Consider the following 16,637-nt stretch of genomic DNA (forward strand, 5'->3'; position numbering starts at 1 on the left):
ATCAGCTCCCCATCCGCATGATTTCCTGATAGGCAGACATCAGCTTGTTACGGACTTGCAAGGTTGCTTCAAAAGCCACCCCAGCCTCCTGCCGGGCCAGCATGACCTGTGCGATATCGGTGACTTCGCCGCGCTCATATTTGGCCTGCATGTCGCCGGAGTGAGCTTGAACCGCGCTCACCTGTTGCAAGGCCCCGGTTAAAGCATCGGCGAATCCGCCGACCGGACCCGCACCGTTCACTGCATTGCCGCTGGCCGGATTGCCGCTGGCCGCACGCACGTCCTGCAAGGCTTCGCTGCGGGACATGATTTCCGACCTGAGCGCCATCACTTGCTGCACCCCGTTCACGCTGCGTCTCCGGCAATGGCAAGCGGTGCGATCAGACCGGATTCGCGCATCGAGGCGAGCCGGTACCGCAAGGTGCGTTCAGAAATTCCTAGGCTGCGCGCGGTTCTGCCGCGGTGCCCACCATTGTGACCGAGCGCACTCAGGATCGCCTGCGCTTCGGAACGGAAGGCAACATCGGACAGCGAGGCTGTATCAACATGCGAAGCAAGCGTCGGTGCAGCATCGTAACGCGGCTCATCCCCGACCGCCCGCGCGGGCCGATCGAACACGATATGTTCAGAGCCGATGTGCCGTTCCTTGCCCGCGAGGAGGATCGCACGGCGGATGACATTTTCCAGCTCGCGAACATTGCCGGGCCACACATGCGCCTCCAGCAGAGCCAACGCCTGAACCGAAATCCAGCAAGGCATTCCCGGCTGGCACGCATGGCGCAGCAGCATGCCAAAGGCGAGCGGAGCAATATCACCGGGCCGGCTTTGCAAGGCCGGCAACGCCATGGGAAATACGTTGAGCCGGTACAGCAGATCCTCGCGGAAACGGCCCGCTTCGACCTCTGCGGACAAGGTGCGATTGGTGGCTGCGATGATCCGCACATCGACCGCGATGGGCCGGGTCGCGCCCAGCGGCAGCACTTCGCGTTCTTGCAAGCTGCGCAGCAATTTGGATTGCAGCGCCAGCGGCAATTCGCCGATCTCATCGAGCAGCAAGGTGCCGCCATCGGCAGCGCGGAACAATCCTTCGCCAGCGTCTGACGCGCCGGTAAAAGCGCCCTTGCGGTGGCCAAATAGCAATGCTTCGAGCATCGCCTCTGGCATGGCTGCGCAATTGACCGCGATGAAGGGACCGTCTGCGCGCGGGCTCATGCGATGAACGAAGCGCGCAATCACTTCCTTGCCGGTGCCGGTTGGCCCTTCAAGCAAAACCGGAATCTCGCTGGCGGCAATCCGTTCGGCAAGGGTGAGCAGCGCCAGGCTTTCGTTGTCGCCCGCAATCGGCCAGCCACCATCGGCGGCGCTGGCGATCAGCGCAGCCCGCGCCGGGACCAGCGCGGCGGCTCCATAGGCAAGCGTTATTCGGGCAGAGCCAGTCCGGGTCAGCGCCGGGCGATCGGAATGAACCAGAATGATGGCAACAATATCGCTGCGCCGGGGAGCGGGTTGCGGCGCAAAAGTGCCCTCATGCCCAAGGACCAGCCGTTCCTGTTGCCAGCTTTGTGCGAGCAAGGGCAGGGTTGGATCGACCAGCGCGCCATGCGCGGCAATGTCTGGCATGCGAGTATTGGCGTTAACCTCTGCTTGGTCACCCCGCGACGCCGGACCGTTAACCGAACCGTGCCCATGTTGATCTGTATGAAATGCCCGCATTGTTCCACCCGCCTGTTTCTGGTGGAAAGGATTTGCCGCCCCAACGGCCAAGATATGGCTAATTTAAGGCATCGTAGAAGTCCCTAGGCTGCACCCGCCTGCGCCTCTGGAACCGCCATATATAAAGGCAAATCAGCGTTAGCCTTCAGGGTTACCCAATTTCAGAAAGAGGCAAAAAAGTGCCTTAAACATTCCAGCGGATGGTCGCTCTAAGCTCCAGCAGCTGCGGCTCTCGTCGCTCTGTTCATACCACTTGCACTAGACCCACGGGAGTTTGACCAATGTCCGTTATCAACACCAATACCTCGGCCCTGCGCGCTCAGAATGCCAGCATGCGTGCCAATGAAATGCTCGGCACCGCGATGGAGCGTCTGTCAACCGGCAGCCGCATCAACAGCGCCGCCGATGACGCCGCTGGCCTTTCGATCGCCACCGGTTTCACCAGCGACATTCGCGCGCTCAATCAGGGCATCCGCAACGCTGGCGACGGTATTGCGCTGGCTCAGACCGCAGAAGGCGCGCTGGACGAAGTGTCCAACATGCTGCAGCGCGTTCGTGAACTGGCCGTGCAATCGCAGAACGGCACTCTGGATGCCGAAGATCGCGGCTTTCTCAACACCGAAGTGACAGAGCTTGCCGCTCAGATCGGCGACATTTTGGGCAACACTGAATTCAATGGCGTGACCCTGTTCAGCACCACCGCTGGCACAGACGTTTCGGTTTCGATCCAGATTGATGCCGGTCGCAGCGTTGCCCTGACCAGCACCGCGATTGACGGCACCAATATCAGCGCAACCGCGCTGGACGTGTCTTCGTCAACAAATGCTGCCACGGCTATCACCAATGTCGACCTTGCGCTTAGCGATGTGAACACCGCACGTTCTTCGCTTGGTGCAGGCCAGAACCGGCTTGAATCGGCGATCAACAATCTGACCACGACTTCGACCAATTTGTCCGATGCCCGTTCGCGGATCCAGGACACCGACTATTCATCGGAAACCACTGCGCTCGCCAAGGCTCAGATCCTTGGTCAGGCATCGACAGCGATGCTCGCACAGGCCAACCAGTCGCAGCAGAACGTCCTCTCGCTGCTGCGGTAAACTGACCCGTCAAGGCTTGCCTCCTGGTCAGCAGGGAAAGCCCGGAACCTACAGGGTTCCGGGCGTTCTTGCGTTTCAGCGATCCTCAACCTGCGGTGCGGCGGCGCTGTGGTCCTGCCAATCGATCACTTCGATCCAGTTGCGCAGCCGGCTTTCCTCCTGCCGCGCGATCAACGGATTGGCGTGATAGGGCAGCAGGAATTGCGCGAGCGCCTTTGACCAGGATGCCGCCGCGTCAAAAATGATTCCGAGCCCCAAGACCGCAGGCACATGAACATAATACAGCGGCCGCGCATCCCCATCGGACTCTTTCAGGAAATCCTCGACCGCCGTGAGCACGCCGTTGTGCGGTCCGCGCGGTATCGGCCCATTCGGCAAAGCCGGGTGCGGGTTCGGGATCGATACAGGTCAGCGTGCCGCCATGGTTGCCCGCGTGTTCAGCCAGCAATTTCGACATGCCGCCAGACCCGCTGCCAATCTCGACGATGTCGCTGGCCTTGGTTTCATCGAGACAAGGCAATATCAGGCTGGCAAATTCGGCCATGGAATGGATCAGCGAATCGATCACGCGGGGGTCTCCTTTGGCAGGGTATCGGGGCGAGCGGCAGCGGGAACGCCATGGGCCTGTTCTCCCCGCCCCATCCTCCAGCCGCTGCGGCCTGACCAGCACGGCTGCCGCCGGATCGGCGCATTTCAGGATGCCCGGCGCGCGCGATTGCACAAACACGCTGCATCATCTGCAGCAATCGCGCGGTGAGGTTAAAGGCCGTGCCAAACAGGCATGGTTTACCGGGTCGGAGCGCGCGCCTCAGCGACTGTGCGGATGTCTCTTTGCGAGGGCTCTGGATCAGCCGGGTTGCCGGGAGTTGCGGGGCCGGGGCGGCTGCGCGGCCGAGGACGCCCGCCCGCTTCGTCCAGCAACAGCAGCGAAATCCGGCGATTGCGCGGGTCAGCGGGATTGTCAGCGATCAACGGCTCGGTATCGGCCACCCCTTCGATCCGGGCAAAGCGGTCCCCATCGATGCCGCTGCGGATCAATTGCTGCCGCGTCGCCTCGGCCCGCCCTGCGGACAGCGACCAATTGTTGGCGGTGATCCCGTCGCGCCACGGCAGCGAATCCGTGTGACCTCGCAAAATCACCGGACTGCCCTGACTATCGAGCGTCTCACCAATCACCTGCAGCAATCCGCGCGCCTCATCGGTCAGCACTGTGGTGCCCAGCGCGAACATCGAAAAATCGGCATCATCGACCAGATCTATGCGAATGCCCTCGGGCGCGCGCATCACCCGCACCTGACGCACTAACCGCGACAATTTCTGCTGTGCTTCGAGCTTTTCCTCGATTTCCTTGCGCAGCGCGCGGGTGCGTTGCTCAGCCGATTGGGCATCGCTCCCGCCTTCGACTGGACCGCCTTCGGCATCACGCGGAATGGTGATCGACAAGGTGCCCGTCTGGCCCGCCGCGTGCGGATAATTGTCAACATCGGTCAAGGAGCTGCCTCCCAGCAGCCCGTCCGACCCGGCGCTTTGTTCGCGGGTCTTGATTAGCGTGGGGGTGAAATAATCGGCGATCCCCTTGCGCTGGTCTTCCTCGGTCGCGCCCAACAGCCACAGCAACAAAAAGAACGCCATCATCGCGGTCACGAAATCCGCATACGCAACCTTCCACGCGCCGCCGTGGTGTCCGTCGCCGCCGCTGACGATGATTTTCTTGACGATGATAGAGGCGAGCATCGCTGCAACGCTGCCCTCGCCCGACTGGGTCGGATTTGCCGTTACGCTTTTTGGTGGCATGTCATTTGCCCCGCATCTGATCGAGCAATTCGGTCAGTTTCGGGCGATGCGCAGGCGGTAGGCCGGATCGCGCCGCTTCAAGCACGAGCGGCTGCGGATAGCCATGCAGGCTGGCGACAATCACTTGTTTGATCGAATGATAGATTTGCTGGTCATGCGCATTCACCTGTTTCAGCCGCCCCGCCATCGGCCCGGCAAAGCCATAGGCGAGCAACACGCCCAGAAACGTGCCGACCAGCGCGCCGCCGATCATCTTGCCCAGCACTGCGGGCGGTTGATCGATTGCGCCCATGGTCTTGATGATGCCCAGCACCGCCGCCACAATCCCCAGCGCCGGAAAAGCATCGGCCAAAGTCTGGATTGCATGTGCGGGCTCGTCCATTTCATGCAGCTGCGATTTGATCGCATTGTCGATCACATCCTCCACCGCATGGGTATCGAGCGTGCCCGATGAAACGACCATCAAGGTCAGCGGATCGCAGATCATATTGACCACCACCGGGTCTTTTTGAAGCCGTGGGTACTCGCTAAAGATCGCGGAGTTTTCGGGCTCGGTCACATGGCTTTCCAGCGCCACCGCGCCATCCGACCGCAGCACCTTCATCAACTTGCTGGTCAGCGCAATGGCATCGATATGATCCTGATCGGTGTATTTGGGGCCCTTGAACACCTTGCCCAGCCCGCCGCCTAGCAGTTTGAGTTCGTGCAGCGAATTGCCGATCACGGTCGCGCCAATCGCCGCCCCGCCAATCATCATCAATTCCAGCGGCATCGCTTTCAGCACCGGCCCCAAAGCGCCGCCTGCCAGCGTAAAGCCGCCAAACACCATCACAAGCAGAACAACGATACCTATCCCGGCGTACACTGGATCAATCCTTGATAAAGGCGCGGGTCAAAGCGCGTTGAACAAAGTCAGCGAACTGACGCGGGCAAAGCTGGCCTGGCTGGCCTCCAGCGCGGTCAGCGTCTGTTGCAGCCGCACAATTGTATCGGCGATATCGGTGTCCGCGATGGCAGAGCGTTTTTCCGCCACGTCGATGGCGCGGGTCTGCTGATCCTGCTGTATCGCCTCGACCCAGGCGAGCCTCGTGCCGATCACGGTTTGGTTGCGATTGGCGTTATCCAGCGCGGCATCGATCCCCGAAAGCGCATCCTGCGCCGCCTGCGCGGGATTAGCCGCGCCGCCGCGCAGCGCCGCTGCCAGGGCGCTAAGCACGGCAAAATTGCTGCCCGGCGTGCCATTGTCGTCAAATTCAAAGAGCTGATCGCCGGTTACCCCGCGTTCAATTTCTGTGCCCGGAGCGACCGGGACTGTGCCGTTTTGCCCATTGCCATTGTAGCTGACGACGCCGCTGGCATCGCGGACAAAGGCGGGCGATCCGGCGGTCCCGGCAAACAGCGGCGCACCGGTGATTGACAGGGTGTTGGAGCGGGCGAACATCTCGTCTGCCATCTGTTCCAGCTCGTCGGCAATCGCCGCGCGGCCATTTTCGCCGACCGGATCATTGGCCGCCGCCACCGCCAGTTCGCGGGCGCGTTGCAGGATCGACACCACGCCTTCGATCTGATTGGAGGCTTCGCCAAGATCCTGCCCTAACCGAGCGGCGTTTTCCGCCTCGGTTTCGCCGCGCCGTTCGATCCGAGTGATAGCCCGCAGCCGCGCCGCGCCGACCGGATCGTCCGACCCGCGCTGAATCTTTTCACCCGTGGCAATATCGCTCTGAAACCGCTCAATCGCAGTGCGCAGAGCGCTCATCTGTCCCAGCGAGCGTTCAAAGAATGCGCCGGTGGAATTGCCTATCGTGGTCATCAGCCCAGCCCCAGAATGGTGTCGAACAATTCGGTGGCGACCTGAATTACGCGGCTATTCGCCTCAAACGCCTGTTGCAGACGGATCAGATTGGCCGCTTCGACGTCCAGATCGACTCCGGTTTCATTGAGCAAAGCCGCCTCGGTGCTGGATTTGATGATAGCCAACCCGTCGCGGGTGGTATCCAGCCCGGCGATCCGGCTGGACAGCGTCAACAGCGTGCGATCAATCGAGGCAATCGGGCCGTCATCTGCGCCAAGGGCGGCGATCAGATTGCCGAGATTGGCGGTGTCGCGGCTGCCTGCGGGCGACCCTGCGGGCGCCAGAGCAAGGCCCGCACCGCTGGAGAGGGCCAGCGCGATGTCGCTTGCATTGCCACCCGAAAACAGCGGTTGGCCCGGCGAACCGTCCAGCGCGGCTCCGGAGGCCTGCGCAGCGTTTGCGCGGGTGATCGTGTCAGCGGCGGCGGCGTCAAGCTCTGCCGACCGCGCGGCCACGCCCGCCAGCGCCGCCGAATGTCCGGCGAGCGCGCCTGCTGCCGGGGAAAAAGCGGCACCGCCAATGTCGAATACAACCGATCCATCAGCGGCGATGGTCGTCCCGATGGCGGCGGCGCTGTTGCCGCTCACCAGAACAGGGTTGCCGGGTGCATTGATACGCACTTCGGCTGCGCCAAACTGATCGAAACTGACCTCAATCCCCAGATCATCGGACAGGTCACGCAGCGCTGCGTCGCGCGCATCGAGCAGCGCTGCGCGGCCGGCGGTGGCTTCGCGTGCGTTGACCAGTTCGACATTGATCCGCGCCAGTTCGCTGGCGGCAGCGTTAACCTGCTCAGTTCCGCTGGCCACTTCGGCTTCGGCCAGACCGCGCGCGTTTTGCAGCTCGGTCGCGGCAAACTGGAACGTTTCGGCCAATTGCCGCGCTGTTTCGAGCGCTCCAATGCGCAGCGCAGAATCGGTCGGGTCGCTTTCCAACAAGGTCAGCGCGGCTTCGAAATCGACCAGCCCTTCGTACAGGCCTGACCCTTCGAGCGCGGTTTCAGCATCGCGCAGGCCCGCCATTTCGGCCTCAACCCGCGCGAGATCCGCCGTGCTCAGCCGGACCTGGCGCTGGGTGAATTCGTTTTCGGCGCGCTGCACCCCGTCCAGCCGCACCCCGTTCAAGGTGCTGCGCTGAAGCCGGTCGATCCGCGCCGAGCCGACAAATTCGCTTTGCCCGATGGTGCGCCGCGAATAATTGGGGTCCGCCGCATTGGCGATGTTTTGCGCGGTCAGCTCTATATTGGCGCGCGCTGCCGCCACTCCGCTGCGACCGATTGTGATGAGGCTGGTGGGCATTATTCTTCCCCAGTGCCATCAACATATTGCGCAAGCTGTTCCTCGATACTCCGGGCAAACCCGAAGGCACCCGAGGCCGCGGCAATGTCAGCAAAGTTTTCATCGCGCATTTTTTCAAACTGTTTCATGCCCCCACCGGTCAGCGGAGTATCCTCGGCAAAGCTCGATGCGCGCGCGCTTTCCAGCAATTTGCGGATCATGATCGCCTCAAAACCCTCCGCCGCATCGCGCAGTTCTTGCCGCTCCGGGCTGAGCGCAGTTGGCACGATGGCAGAGGTGGTGGCGGCAATCACAGCACCACCATTTCGGCCTGCAAGGCCCCCGCCTGCTTGAGGCTTTCGAGTATCACCACGAGATCCGATGCACCCACACCAAGCAGATTGAGCGCATCGACAATCTCAGAAAGATTGGCCGCACCTGGCATCAGGGCAACCCTTCCGCCGCGTTCGGAAACGGTAATCTCGCTATTCTCCTCGATCGCGGTCTGGCCATTGCCAAACGGCTCGGGCTGCACGACGCGCGGCGACTCCTCGATACGGATCACCAGTTTCCCGTGGCTGATCGCTGCCGGGGCAAGCCGCACAGCCTGGTTGATGACCACGGTACCAGTGCGACTGTTGACGATCACCCGCGCCGCCACCGGGGCAGGCGTGACCGGCAGCATCTCTATCTGCGAAAGCGCTTCTGCGCGTTCATCATTGCCAAACGGCAGCGTCAGTTCGATGCTGACCCCGTCGGCAATCCGGGCCATGCCGGGAAAGCGCGAATTGACCGCATCGCGCACTCGCGCGGCGGTCAGGAAATCGGCCTGATGCAAATTGAACCGCAAGGTGCCTTCGCGGTCGAAGCCGGTTGCAACCGCACGTTCGACCGATGCGCCATCTGCGATCCGGCCCACGGTGGTGACATTGACGGTAAGCTGCGATCCGTCACGCCCGCTCACGCCCAATCCGCCAACCGCGACATTGCCCTGCGCCATGGCGTAAATCTGACCGTCGGCGCCATATAGCGGGGCGAGGATCAACGCCCCGCCGCGCAAGGACCGCGCCTGACCCAAAGTCGAAACGGTGATGTCGATGCGCTGTCCCGGCTTGGCAAAGGCGGGCAATTCGGCGGTGATGATGACCGCCGCAGCGTTGCGCAGATTGGGGCTGACACCGGGGGGCAATTGCAGCCCCAGCCGCCCGGACACGCCGCGCATCGCCTCGGTGACATATTCGAGATTGTCATCGCCGGTCCCTTGCAGGCCGACCACCACGCCGTAACCGGTCAGTTGGTTGGCGCGCAGGCCTTCGAACTGACCAAGATCGCGGATACGCTCCGCCGAAGCGCCAGCGGGAAGCAATGCAGCGAACAGGGCCAGAAAGGCCGCCAAGATTGGATACCGGCGCATCAGAACGGCGAGACTACGTTGAAGAAGTGCGACAGCCAGCCGGGGCGGCTCGCCTGCTGCACCGACCCTTTGCCGGTGTAGATGACCCGCGCATTGGCCACGCGCGAGGATGCCAGCGTGTTTTCGCTGTCAATATCGACAAGCCGGATCCGGCCCGCGAATTGCACCCATTCATCGCCCTGGCTCAGCGCCATCTGCTTTTCTCCGACCACTTCGGCGGTGCCGTTGGGATATATCGCGGCGATGGTCACCGCGACTGTCCCTCTCAGCTGGCTTTGCTGCGCCGCTGTCCCGCCTCCATTGAACGACCCTTCGCCGCTGGCATTAAGGGCATTGGGGTTGAGGAAATCGAGCGGACCGGCGGTGGGTGGCAGAATTCCGAAACTGCCGCTGCGCTCGGTCGCGCTGCTGGTGCTTTTGGAAGTGCTGGTGCTTTCGACCAGCAGGATCGTGACCATATCGCCCAGCGCGCGGGCACGGTTGCCGACCACCAACCCGGAATAACCCTGGCTTGCCTGAAATATGGCACCCTGGGTGCGTTGATCTGCGCCCGCGACCTGCACCGGAAGCGGCGGAGGCGGTGCGGTAAAGCCCAACTCGCGCTGCGATCCGCCGGTCATGCAAGCGGACAGCGACAGCGCAGCCATGGCAGCGAAAGCGAACTTTGCAGGGGCGTGCATTATCATGATCCTCACAATGTCTGGTTGGCGTTGCGCAGCATTTCATCGACCGCGCTGACCATCTTGGAATTGATTTCATAGGCGCGCTGGGCTTCGATCATTTCGACCAGCTCTTCGACGACGTTGACGTTCGATCCTTCGAGCATCCCTTGGCGAATATTGCCGCGCCCCAATTGTCCGGCCTGACCGACATCGGCGGGGCCGCTGGCGGCGGTTTCGACCAGGAAATTGTCGCCAATCGCCTGCAAGCCCGCCGGATTGACGAAACTGGCGATCTGCAATTGTCCGATCTGTACCGGCGCGGCCTGTCCCGGTTGAACCGCGCTGATTGTGCCATCGGGGGCGATCGAGATGCTCTGCGCGCCCGCCGGGATCTGCACCGGCGGTGACACCGAATACCCCTGCGCGGTAACAAGATTGCCCTGCGCCGAAAGCGTGAAATTGCCCGCACGGGTAAATCCGGTCTGCCCTCCGCCCGGCAGTTCGACTTGAAAAAAGCCGTCTCCATCCAGCGCCAGATCAAGCGGATTGCCGGTCTGGCTCAGCGTGCCCTGCGATTCGATCCGCGTGGTGCCCAGCACCTGCACGCCGGTGCCCAGATTAAGGCCCACGGCATAGGCAGTCTGATTGGTCGATTGTTGCCCTGCAACGCGCTGTTCCTGATAGGCGAGCGTTGCAAAATCGGCGCGGTCGCGTTTGAACCCGGTGGTCCCGATATTGGCGAGATTGTTGGCGATAACGCGCATCCGCGCATCTTGCGCCTCTAGCCCGGTGCGGGCGACGTGAAGGGCTGAAGTGGGCATGGATCGGTTCCTTTATCGGTCAGTCTGTCCCGCTCAGCTCATGCTCAGCAGGCGGCTGCCTGCCTCATCGAGCTGGCCAGCGGTCTGGATAATCTTGGCGCGTTGTTCATAGGCGCGCTGCGCCTCGATCATCTGCACCAGCGTTTCGGCGGTCTGGACGTTGGATTGTTCTAGCGCTCCGGGGGTGACGCGGGCGGTCGGGTCACCGGGCAAAGCGCCGCCGCCCGGCACGGTCAGGAAACTGTCGATCCCTTTCACCAACCGGCTGCCTTCGGGTGACACCAGCTTGATCTTGTCGAGCGCCTGCGCCGCCACATCGGGGGCAGCGGGATCGGCGGCCAGCACGGTGCCGTCCGGCGCAATCGCCAGCTGAAAGCCGGCGGGCACGGTAATTGGCGCACCGCTTTCGCCCAGCACCGGCAATCCTTCGCCATTGGCCAGCAGCCCGCTTGCGCCCACGCGCAAATCGCCGCGCCGCGAATAGACCTCGCCGCCGCCCGGTGCCTGATAGGCGATAAGGGCCTCTCCCTCGACCGCTATATCCAGCGGCTGACTGGTGCGATTGACCTGAGCAGTGGTCATGTCGGCCCCGCGCACCAGCCCTTTGGCCAACGCGCGCGCTTCGATCGATCCATCGCGCAAGGTTGCGGGCGTGACCGCGAAAATCTCCTGCCGGAAGCCCGGCGTGGAGGCGTTGGCAAGGTTGTTTGCCACCGCGCGCTGGCGGTCCATCGCGGAATTCATCCCGGTCAGCGCGGTGTAGATCAAACGGTCCATGGCGGGTTCCTAACGCGGCGGATTAGCGCTGCAGGTTGAGCACGGTCTGGGAAATTGCGGTGGCGGTATCGATGGCGCGGGCGTTCGCCTGAAAATTGCGCTGCGCGGTGAGCAGCGAGACCATTTCCTCGGCCAGATCGACGTTCGAGCGTTCGAGCGCGCCGCTGAAAACCCGGCCGAAATTGCCGATCCCCGGCTCGCCAAACTGGGCCGTTCCGGAATCGGCAGTTGCTTCCCATTTGCTCTGCCCGATGGGGCGTAGGCCGCCAGTGGCGGGGAAAGATGCGAGCGCGATCTTGGCGACCGGCTCGGTCGTGCCATCGGAATATGTGGCCCCGACCACGCCGCGATCATCGATCGAAATGCTCGCCAAGGCAGAACCGGCGGCGTTGACCGTTGGCACCACGACATTGCTCGGCACGGTGGTCGTCGGGTTGCCGGCGGCATCAACCGCAAAGGCCTGAACCAGATCGCCGCTGGCGTCCTGCAATTCGCCGCTGGCGACCAGTTGCAGATTGCCGTTGCGGGTAAAGGTGATGTCGCCCGAAATGGCGTTGGCGGTGGTGATGAAGCCATCCCCGTTGATCGCAATATCAAGCACGCGCCCGGTCTGTTCCAACTGCCCCAGACCAAAATCCTGCGTGATTGCCGAAACCGCTGCGCCAATCCCCGGCGTGGTGCGCGGATCGGTGCTGCCGCCAGTCGCCACAAGGTCGAAGAATTGCGCGTTGGATTTCTTGAATCCCGCCGTTTCGGCATTGGCAATATTGTTGGAGATGACCCGCAGGTCGGTTTCGGCATTGCGCATGCCGGACAGCGAAGTGTAAAATGACATCAATCAATTCCTTGTTCTAATGCGTATTTTCAGGTGGGATTAGCAATCTGGCTGGTGGCTGCCGCAGCGTTGGCGGCGTTCGCTTTTTCCTGCGCCAGGATCAGCGCATCGAGCTTTGCCGCGATTTGATCGAGCGAGGCTCTTGATGCGCTCTCGTTTTCGAGCGAAGAAAACTGCGCAAGCTGCGCCAGCATCTGTTCGTTGCTCTGCGGTTCCAGCGGGTCCTGATTGGCCAATTGCGCGGTCATCAACCGCAGGAAATCAGTCGAATCGAGCGACGCGGCCGCGCTCTGCCGGGTGATCGAGCCGGGGGCGTTGATCTGATCCAGCGTCTTTTGCAATCCGGCGGGGGTCACCGCATTGTTGGTGGCGATATCCATAATCAATTGCTCCTCAGGGTTTCGAGCATCAGCTGCTTTGCGGTTTGCAGCGCCTGCACCATGTTCTGATACTGGCGCGCGCTTTCGGTGATCTCGATCATCTCGGCGCTTTCATCGACCGGAGAGACGTAGATATGGCCGGTCTCATCGGCCATCGGGTGGCCAGGGTCATATTGCTTGGTGGGTGCAATCTCGGACCTTACCAGCCCGTCGCTGCGAACCCCGGAAAGGCCCGAGGCGCGGTCCAACTCGACCGAAAACACCGCGCGGATCGGGCGGTAAGCCGCCGCTTCGCTCGATGCGACCGAACCCGCATTGGCAAGATTGGAGGTCGCGGCGTTCATCCGCACTAACTGCGCGGACATGGCTCGCTCGCTCATTGAAAACAGCGTCATCCGGGGGCTGTCAGGCATAGTCATTCATCCTTCATTCGCCCTTCAGGGCGCGGTTGATGGTGTTGACCTTGCCCTGAACAAAGCTGAGCGTGGCGGAATAGGCGAGCGCGTTTTCTGCAAAGGCGACCTGTTCGCGGCTCAGCTCCACAGTGTTGCCATCAAGGCTGGGCATGGTCGGGCGGCGATAGAGCAATTCGGGCTCGCCAAGGCGCACTGCATCGCCGCGCGCATCGGCCAACCGCGCATCGAGCGCGGCGTTGAAATCGACGTCGCGCGCCTTGTATCCGGGGGTCGCGGCGTTGGCGATGTTGGAGGCGAGCACGCCCATACGCTGTGAACGCAATTCGAGCGCCGCGCCGTGGATACCAAAAATCTGCTCGTTCATGGACCGGTGACCTCCCTTGGGATTACTGGTGCCAGCAAGGATGCAGCAAGCGTGCCAAACCGCCGCGCGCCTACTTTTCCGCCGTATTCCGAGCAGTTAGCCCCGCTGCTCGGCAATCGCTTGCCGGGTTTTGGCTAGAGCCTGCAAGACGCTGCCACGCGCGCACGAACCCTTAATTCCTTGCCCGACGGGCCGTTCTGACTTTCGCTGAACAGCAAAATCCACGAACCGGCGGGAGTGACGAAATATGGTGGGCGACATGGCCGTCTTGTGGGATGCCGAAGCACTGGTGATCGTGCTCGCCGGGACGCTGGTGGCAACCTTGGCGCGCTGCGGGTGGCGCGATGTAAAGGCGGCGCTGGCGGCGGTGTTTGAGTTGGCTGCCGCTGGCTTTGACGCCGATGCCAATCGCGCCGCGCTGGCCCGCTGCGCGCCGGAGGTTCGGCAACGCGGACATCTGTGCGCCGAAGCGCCGCTGCCGCCCGACCGATCGATTGCGCTGCTGGTGAAAGCCTATCTCGCCGGCGGTTCGCTCGACGCGTTGCACAGCGCCGCGAGAGCCGAACGTGCATTGCGCGAAATTGCCCGCGGACAGGCTATCCGAGTGTCTGATTATGCCGCCGAACAGGCCCCGGTGTTCGGGCTCGTCGGGACGCTGTTTGCGATCACCCGGATCAACCCAGCTGCCGATGCGGCGGCGGGTCTGGGGGTGACCGAAGCGGTCATGGGCGCGGTTGGAACGGCGGTGCTGTCCTCGCTTTACGGAGTGTTGACCGCGCATCTGCTGTGCGTGCCGATAGCGGGCGCTATCGAGCGGCGGGCGTTTCGCGAAGAAGCCGCACGCACCGATTTGCTGCAATGGTTCGAAGCCGAATTGACCGGCCAGCATGACAGCAAGCCGCGCGCGCCGCATATGGCCCCGGTGAAAGACGCCGCATGATTTCGCGCCGCGCACCAAGCTGGCAATTGATTCTGGCAGACCTGGCACTGATCCTGTTTCTGGTGACGCTATCAGCGCTCGCCCGTGAATCGCCCCAAGGCCGCGATAATCTGGCGACCCGGCCTTCAAACCTTGATGCAGAGGACACCCCGCAGATCGCATCGTCGCAGGCCTTGTTCCGTCCTTTGGCGCAGGGGCCTTCGCTCAAACAATGGCTTTCCGAACAGCCCGCCGATCCGCGCGCGACGCTGACAATCTTTGCCCGCCACGTTGGAGCAGACAGCGATGGCGCAAAGATGTGGGATCAGGCGCAGACGCTTGCATCCAGCGCTGAGGGGAGCGGATTTGCGGTGCGCGTCGTGATTACGCAGGGTGAGCAAAACGACCTTTACGCCAGTCTCGCCTATGACGCTCCGAGCGCGGATACACCCCGGCTCTAATCACTTGCCATTGCATTCAAACCGCGACGATCCGGTTGCGCCCGGTCGCTTTGGCTTCGTAAAGCGCTTGATCCGCGCGGGCCAACGCCTCGCGCGTGTCATCGACCCCGCACACTTCGGCAATGCCGCCGGAAAAAGTGATCTTGCCAAACGGCTTTCCGGTCTCGCGGTTGATCATCTGCTTCATCGCTTGCGCGCGGCGAATGCCGTCGAGCTTCTGCAGCGCGGCATCTTTGTCAAAACCATAGAACATCACCACAAACTCCTCACCGCCATGCCGCGCGACAAAGCAATCGTCGCTGGCGTTCGTATTGAGGATGCTGGCGATCGCGACCAGAACCCGGTCACCGGCGTCATGGCCGTGGGTGTCATTGACCGCCTTGAAATGATCGACATCGCAAAACGCCACGGATAGCGGCTTGCCGGTGGTCTGCGCCTGCTGCGCGGCAGAGGTCAGTCGCCGCTCAAACGCGCGGCGGTTGGGCAGCCGGGTCAGGTGATCGACATCCGCCTCGACCCGTGCCTTGGCCAGACTGTCGCGCAATTGGTCGGTTTCGGCCTGGCTGCGCTCCATCGCGGTTTCGATCTGCTCGATCCGGTCGAGCATCGCGCGCGACAAATCAATCACGCGGTCAACCTCGCCGCGCGGGCCAGCATCACCGCCGCTTTCGGTCATCGCCTTGATCTGCGCGCCGATGGCTCCGCGATGTTCGGAGGTTTCGCTCTGCGCCGATTTCGCTGTTTGCGCGAACCGCATCAGCGAATATTCCATCTTGTCCATCAGCCGTTCGAGTTCGTCCATCCGGCCGGCGGCCTCCGGGTCAAGCCGGACCACCGAATCGAGCCAGCGCTGGTCAATTGGCTGGCTGGCCATCTCACGCTCGGCAAACGCCTTTGCCAGTGCGGCATTCGCGCCCGACAATGCAGTGCCGATGGCCGAAAGATTGGAACCGGTTACATTCAAATCATATTTCAGGACAAATTCGGTGATCCGTTCCAGCAAATCGCGCCGCGCCTGATCCGCGCGCGAAATGACCAATGACGGGACGCTTTGTCCGGCTAACGTTTGCACTGAAGAGGATTGCATTGAGGCTGTCATGGGCATGAGCTTTCCGTTCGCGCTGGCCATTTGGTGAAGTCTGAATAACCAGTCTTGCCTAATGCGCGGCTGCGGCGGACCCCGGAAAAGTCCCTAATGAAGGGTTGCGCCAATCGCTTTCACACGGTTTGGCACGCTGTTTGCTGCTTGATCCGCGATGGCTGAATGAATGTGCCATCGGGAGATTATCCATGACCGCATCGCAAACATATCAACGGCTAGAATACCGGCTGCTCAACATTGCCGCATTCCTTGTCTGCCTGCCGCTTTTCGCAGTGGCGGCGGCGGCGCAGAGCAGCGCCTTTACCGACCCGGCGGAAATTGACCGCGCGGTTACCCAGTTCACCGGGGTGCCGATTGGCGAGGTCGGCGGCGCGCGCATGCCTGCGGATCGGCGGCTGCGCCTGGCGGCCTGCGCCGCACCGCTTGATGTCGCGTGGTATGGCCAGAACCAGTCAACCATGCAGGTGAGCTGCGCCGGTCCGCAAAGCTGGCGCATCTTCATTGCTGCCCGCCCGGCTGCCCAAACCGCCGCCAGCACTCCCGCGGTAAACCGCGGCGATCCGGTTACCGTGATCGTGCGCGGACGCGGTTTCAGCGTGCAGCAAACCGGCGAAGCGATGGAAAACGGCGCGATTGGCGACTGGATCGACATCCGCATGAGCCGCGAGAATGCACCGATCAGCGCCCGGATCGAACGGCCCGGTCTGGCTCTGATCCCAGCCCACTGAGCTTTTTTGCAAACGAACCCTT

General features: G+C 62.3%; 22 protein-coding genes. 5 read left to right on the forward strand and 17 right to left on the reverse strand.

Annotated elements, in window-relative coordinates; genetic code table 11:
- Position 1: 1 nt before the first annotated feature.
- Positions 2-328, reverse strand: coding sequence for a flagellar hook-basal body complex protein FliE (fliE, locus tag ACM64M_RS12555; protein WP_416229045.1), 327 nt, complete (start codon positions 326-328; stop codon positions 2-4).
- 17 nt (positions 329-345) lie between these two features.
- The gene (locus tag ACM64M_RS12560) at positions 346-1,620 is read right to left on the reverse strand and encodes a sigma-54 interaction domain-containing protein (RefSeq protein ID WP_416229046.1); all 1,275 of its coding nucleotides are present in this window, start codon (positions 1,618-1,620) and stop codon (positions 346-348) included.
- A 374-nt stretch (positions 1,621-1,994) separates the two neighbouring features.
- Here ACM64M_RS12560 and ACM64M_RS12565 point away from each other — a divergent pair, with 374 nt between their 5' ends.
- On the forward strand, positions 1,995-2,813 hold the full coding sequence (locus tag ACM64M_RS12565; protein ID WP_416229047.1) for a flagellin: 819 nt from the start codon (positions 1,995-1,997) through the stop codon (positions 2,811-2,813).
- A 75-nt stretch (positions 2,814-2,888) separates the two neighbouring features.
- On the opposite strand, the gene ACM64M_RS12570 is transcribed toward ACM64M_RS12565, so the two are convergent.
- Positions 2,889-3,152 carry a hypothetical protein gene (locus ACM64M_RS12570; protein WP_416229048.1) on the reverse strand — a complete coding sequence of 88 codons (264 nt, stop codon included), beginning with the start codon at positions 3,150-3,152 and terminating at the stop codon, positions 2,889-2,891.
- Here ACM64M_RS12570 and ACM64M_RS12575 point away from each other — a divergent pair.
- Positions 3,145-3,570 carry a hypothetical protein gene (locus ACM64M_RS12575; RefSeq protein WP_416229049.1) on the forward strand — a complete coding sequence of 142 codons (426 nt, stop codon included), beginning with the start codon at positions 3,145-3,147 and terminating at the stop codon, positions 3,568-3,570. The genes ACM64M_RS12570 and ACM64M_RS12575 overlap by 8 nt on opposite strands.
- Positions 3,571-3,599: 29 nt before the next feature.
- On the opposite strand, the gene ACM64M_RS12580 is transcribed toward ACM64M_RS12575, so the two are convergent.
- From ACM64M_RS12580 to flgB, 13 genes are all read right to left on the reverse strand, one after another.
- Positions 3,600-4,547, reverse strand: coding sequence for a flagellar motor protein MotB (locus ACM64M_RS12580; protein WP_416229082.1), 948 nt, complete (start codon positions 4,545-4,547; stop codon positions 3,600-3,602).
- A 61-nt stretch (positions 4,548-4,608) separates the two neighbouring features.
- Positions 4,609-5,472: a flagellar motor stator protein MotA gene (gene motA, locus ACM64M_RS12585; protein WP_416229050.1), complete on the reverse strand. Its 864-nt coding sequence runs from the start codon at positions 5,470-5,472 to the stop codon at positions 4,609-4,611.
- A gap of 27 nt (positions 5,473-5,499) precedes the next feature.
- Positions 5,500-6,417 (reverse strand): flagellar biosynthesis protein FlgL, encoded by a 918-nt coding sequence (locus tag ACM64M_RS12590; protein WP_416229051.1) that lies wholly within the window; start codon positions 6,415-6,417, stop codon positions 5,500-5,502.
- Positions 6,417-7,757, reverse strand: a complete 1,341-nt coding sequence (gene flgK / locus ACM64M_RS12595; RefSeq protein ID WP_416229052.1) for a flagellar hook-associated protein FlgK — start codon at positions 7,755-7,757, stop codon at positions 6,417-6,419. The genes ACM64M_RS12590 and flgK overlap by 1 nt, the downstream gene beginning before the upstream one ends.
- The gene (locus ACM64M_RS12600) at positions 7,757-8,050 is read right to left on the reverse strand and encodes a rod-binding protein (RefSeq protein ID WP_416229053.1); all 294 of its coding nucleotides are present in this window, start codon (positions 8,048-8,050) and stop codon (positions 7,757-7,759) included. The genes flgK and ACM64M_RS12600 overlap by 1 nt, the downstream gene beginning before the upstream one ends.
- Positions 8,047-9,150: a flagellar basal body P-ring protein FlgI gene (locus ACM64M_RS12605; RefSeq protein ID WP_416229054.1), complete on the reverse strand. Its 1,104-nt coding sequence runs from the start codon at positions 9,148-9,150 to the stop codon at positions 8,047-8,049. The genes ACM64M_RS12600 and ACM64M_RS12605 overlap by 4 nt, the downstream gene beginning before the upstream one ends.
- On the reverse strand, positions 9,150-9,830 hold the full coding sequence (locus ACM64M_RS12610; RefSeq protein WP_416229055.1) for a flagellar basal body L-ring protein FlgH: 681 nt from the start codon (positions 9,828-9,830) through the stop codon (positions 9,150-9,152). The genes ACM64M_RS12605 and ACM64M_RS12610 overlap by 1 nt, the downstream gene beginning before the upstream one ends.
- Before the next feature lie 11 nt (positions 9,831-9,841).
- Positions 9,842-10,633: a flagellar basal-body rod protein FlgG gene (gene flgG / locus ACM64M_RS12615; protein ID WP_416229056.1), complete on the reverse strand. Its 792-nt coding sequence runs from the start codon at positions 10,631-10,633 to the stop codon at positions 9,842-9,844.
- Between the two features lie 33 nt (positions 10,634-10,666).
- Entirely contained in the window at positions 10,667-11,410 is a 744-nt protein-coding gene (locus tag ACM64M_RS12620) for a flagellar basal body rod protein FlgF (RefSeq protein ID WP_416229057.1), read from the reverse strand.
- A 22-nt stretch (positions 11,411-11,432) separates the two neighbouring features.
- A complete protein-coding gene (locus ACM64M_RS12625) occupies positions 11,433-12,245 on the reverse strand; it encodes a flagellar hook-basal body complex protein (protein ID WP_416229058.1) in 813 nt (270 codons plus the stop codon).
- Between the two features lie 29 nt (positions 12,246-12,274).
- The gene (locus ACM64M_RS12630; protein ID WP_416229059.1) at positions 12,275-12,625 is read right to left on the reverse strand and encodes a flagellar hook assembly protein FlgD; all 351 of its coding nucleotides are present in this window, start codon (positions 12,623-12,625) and stop codon (positions 12,275-12,277) included.
- Positions 12,626-12,627: 2 nt separating this feature from the next.
- Positions 12,628-13,038, reverse strand: a complete 411-nt coding sequence (flgC, locus tag ACM64M_RS12635; protein WP_416229060.1) for a flagellar basal body rod protein FlgC — start codon at positions 13,036-13,038, stop codon at positions 12,628-12,630.
- Positions 13,039-13,051: 13 nt separating this feature from the next.
- Positions 13,052-13,405 carry a flagellar basal body rod protein FlgB gene (gene flgB / locus ACM64M_RS12640; RefSeq protein ID WP_416229061.1) on the reverse strand — a complete coding sequence of 118 codons (354 nt, stop codon included), beginning with the start codon at positions 13,403-13,405 and terminating at the stop codon, positions 13,052-13,054.
- Positions 13,406-13,652: 247 nt separating this feature from the next.
- On the opposite strand from flgB, the gene ACM64M_RS12645 reads away from it, so the two are divergent.
- Positions 13,653-14,345: a MotA/TolQ/ExbB proton channel family protein gene (locus ACM64M_RS12645; protein ID WP_416229062.1), complete on the forward strand. Its 693-nt coding sequence runs from the start codon at positions 13,653-13,655 to the stop codon at positions 14,343-14,345.
- Positions 14,342-14,785, forward strand: coding sequence for a hypothetical protein (locus tag ACM64M_RS12650; RefSeq protein WP_416229063.1), 444 nt, complete (start codon positions 14,342-14,344; stop codon positions 14,783-14,785). The genes ACM64M_RS12645 and ACM64M_RS12650 overlap by 4 nt, the downstream gene beginning before the upstream one ends.
- Before the next feature lie 16 nt (positions 14,786-14,801).
- Here the strand turns inward: ACM64M_RS12650 and ACM64M_RS12655 are convergent, their stop codons facing one another.
- Positions 14,802-15,884, reverse strand: a complete 1,083-nt coding sequence (locus ACM64M_RS12655; protein WP_416229064.1) for a diguanylate cyclase domain-containing protein — start codon at positions 15,882-15,884, stop codon at positions 14,802-14,804.
- 191 nt (positions 15,885-16,075) lie between these two features.
- On the opposite strand from ACM64M_RS12655, the gene ACM64M_RS12660 reads away from it, so the two are divergent.
- A complete protein-coding gene (locus tag ACM64M_RS12660; RefSeq protein ID WP_416229065.1) occupies positions 16,076-16,615 on the forward strand; it encodes a flagella basal body P-ring formation protein FlgA in 540 nt (179 codons plus the stop codon).
- The last annotated feature ends 22 nt before the right edge of the window (positions 16,616-16,637 follow it).

The sequence above is a fragment of the Qipengyuania sp. ASV99 genome (assembly GCF_047872805.1).
Classification (GTDB): Bacteria; Pseudomonadota; Alphaproteobacteria; order Sphingomonadales; family Sphingomonadaceae; genus Erythrobacter.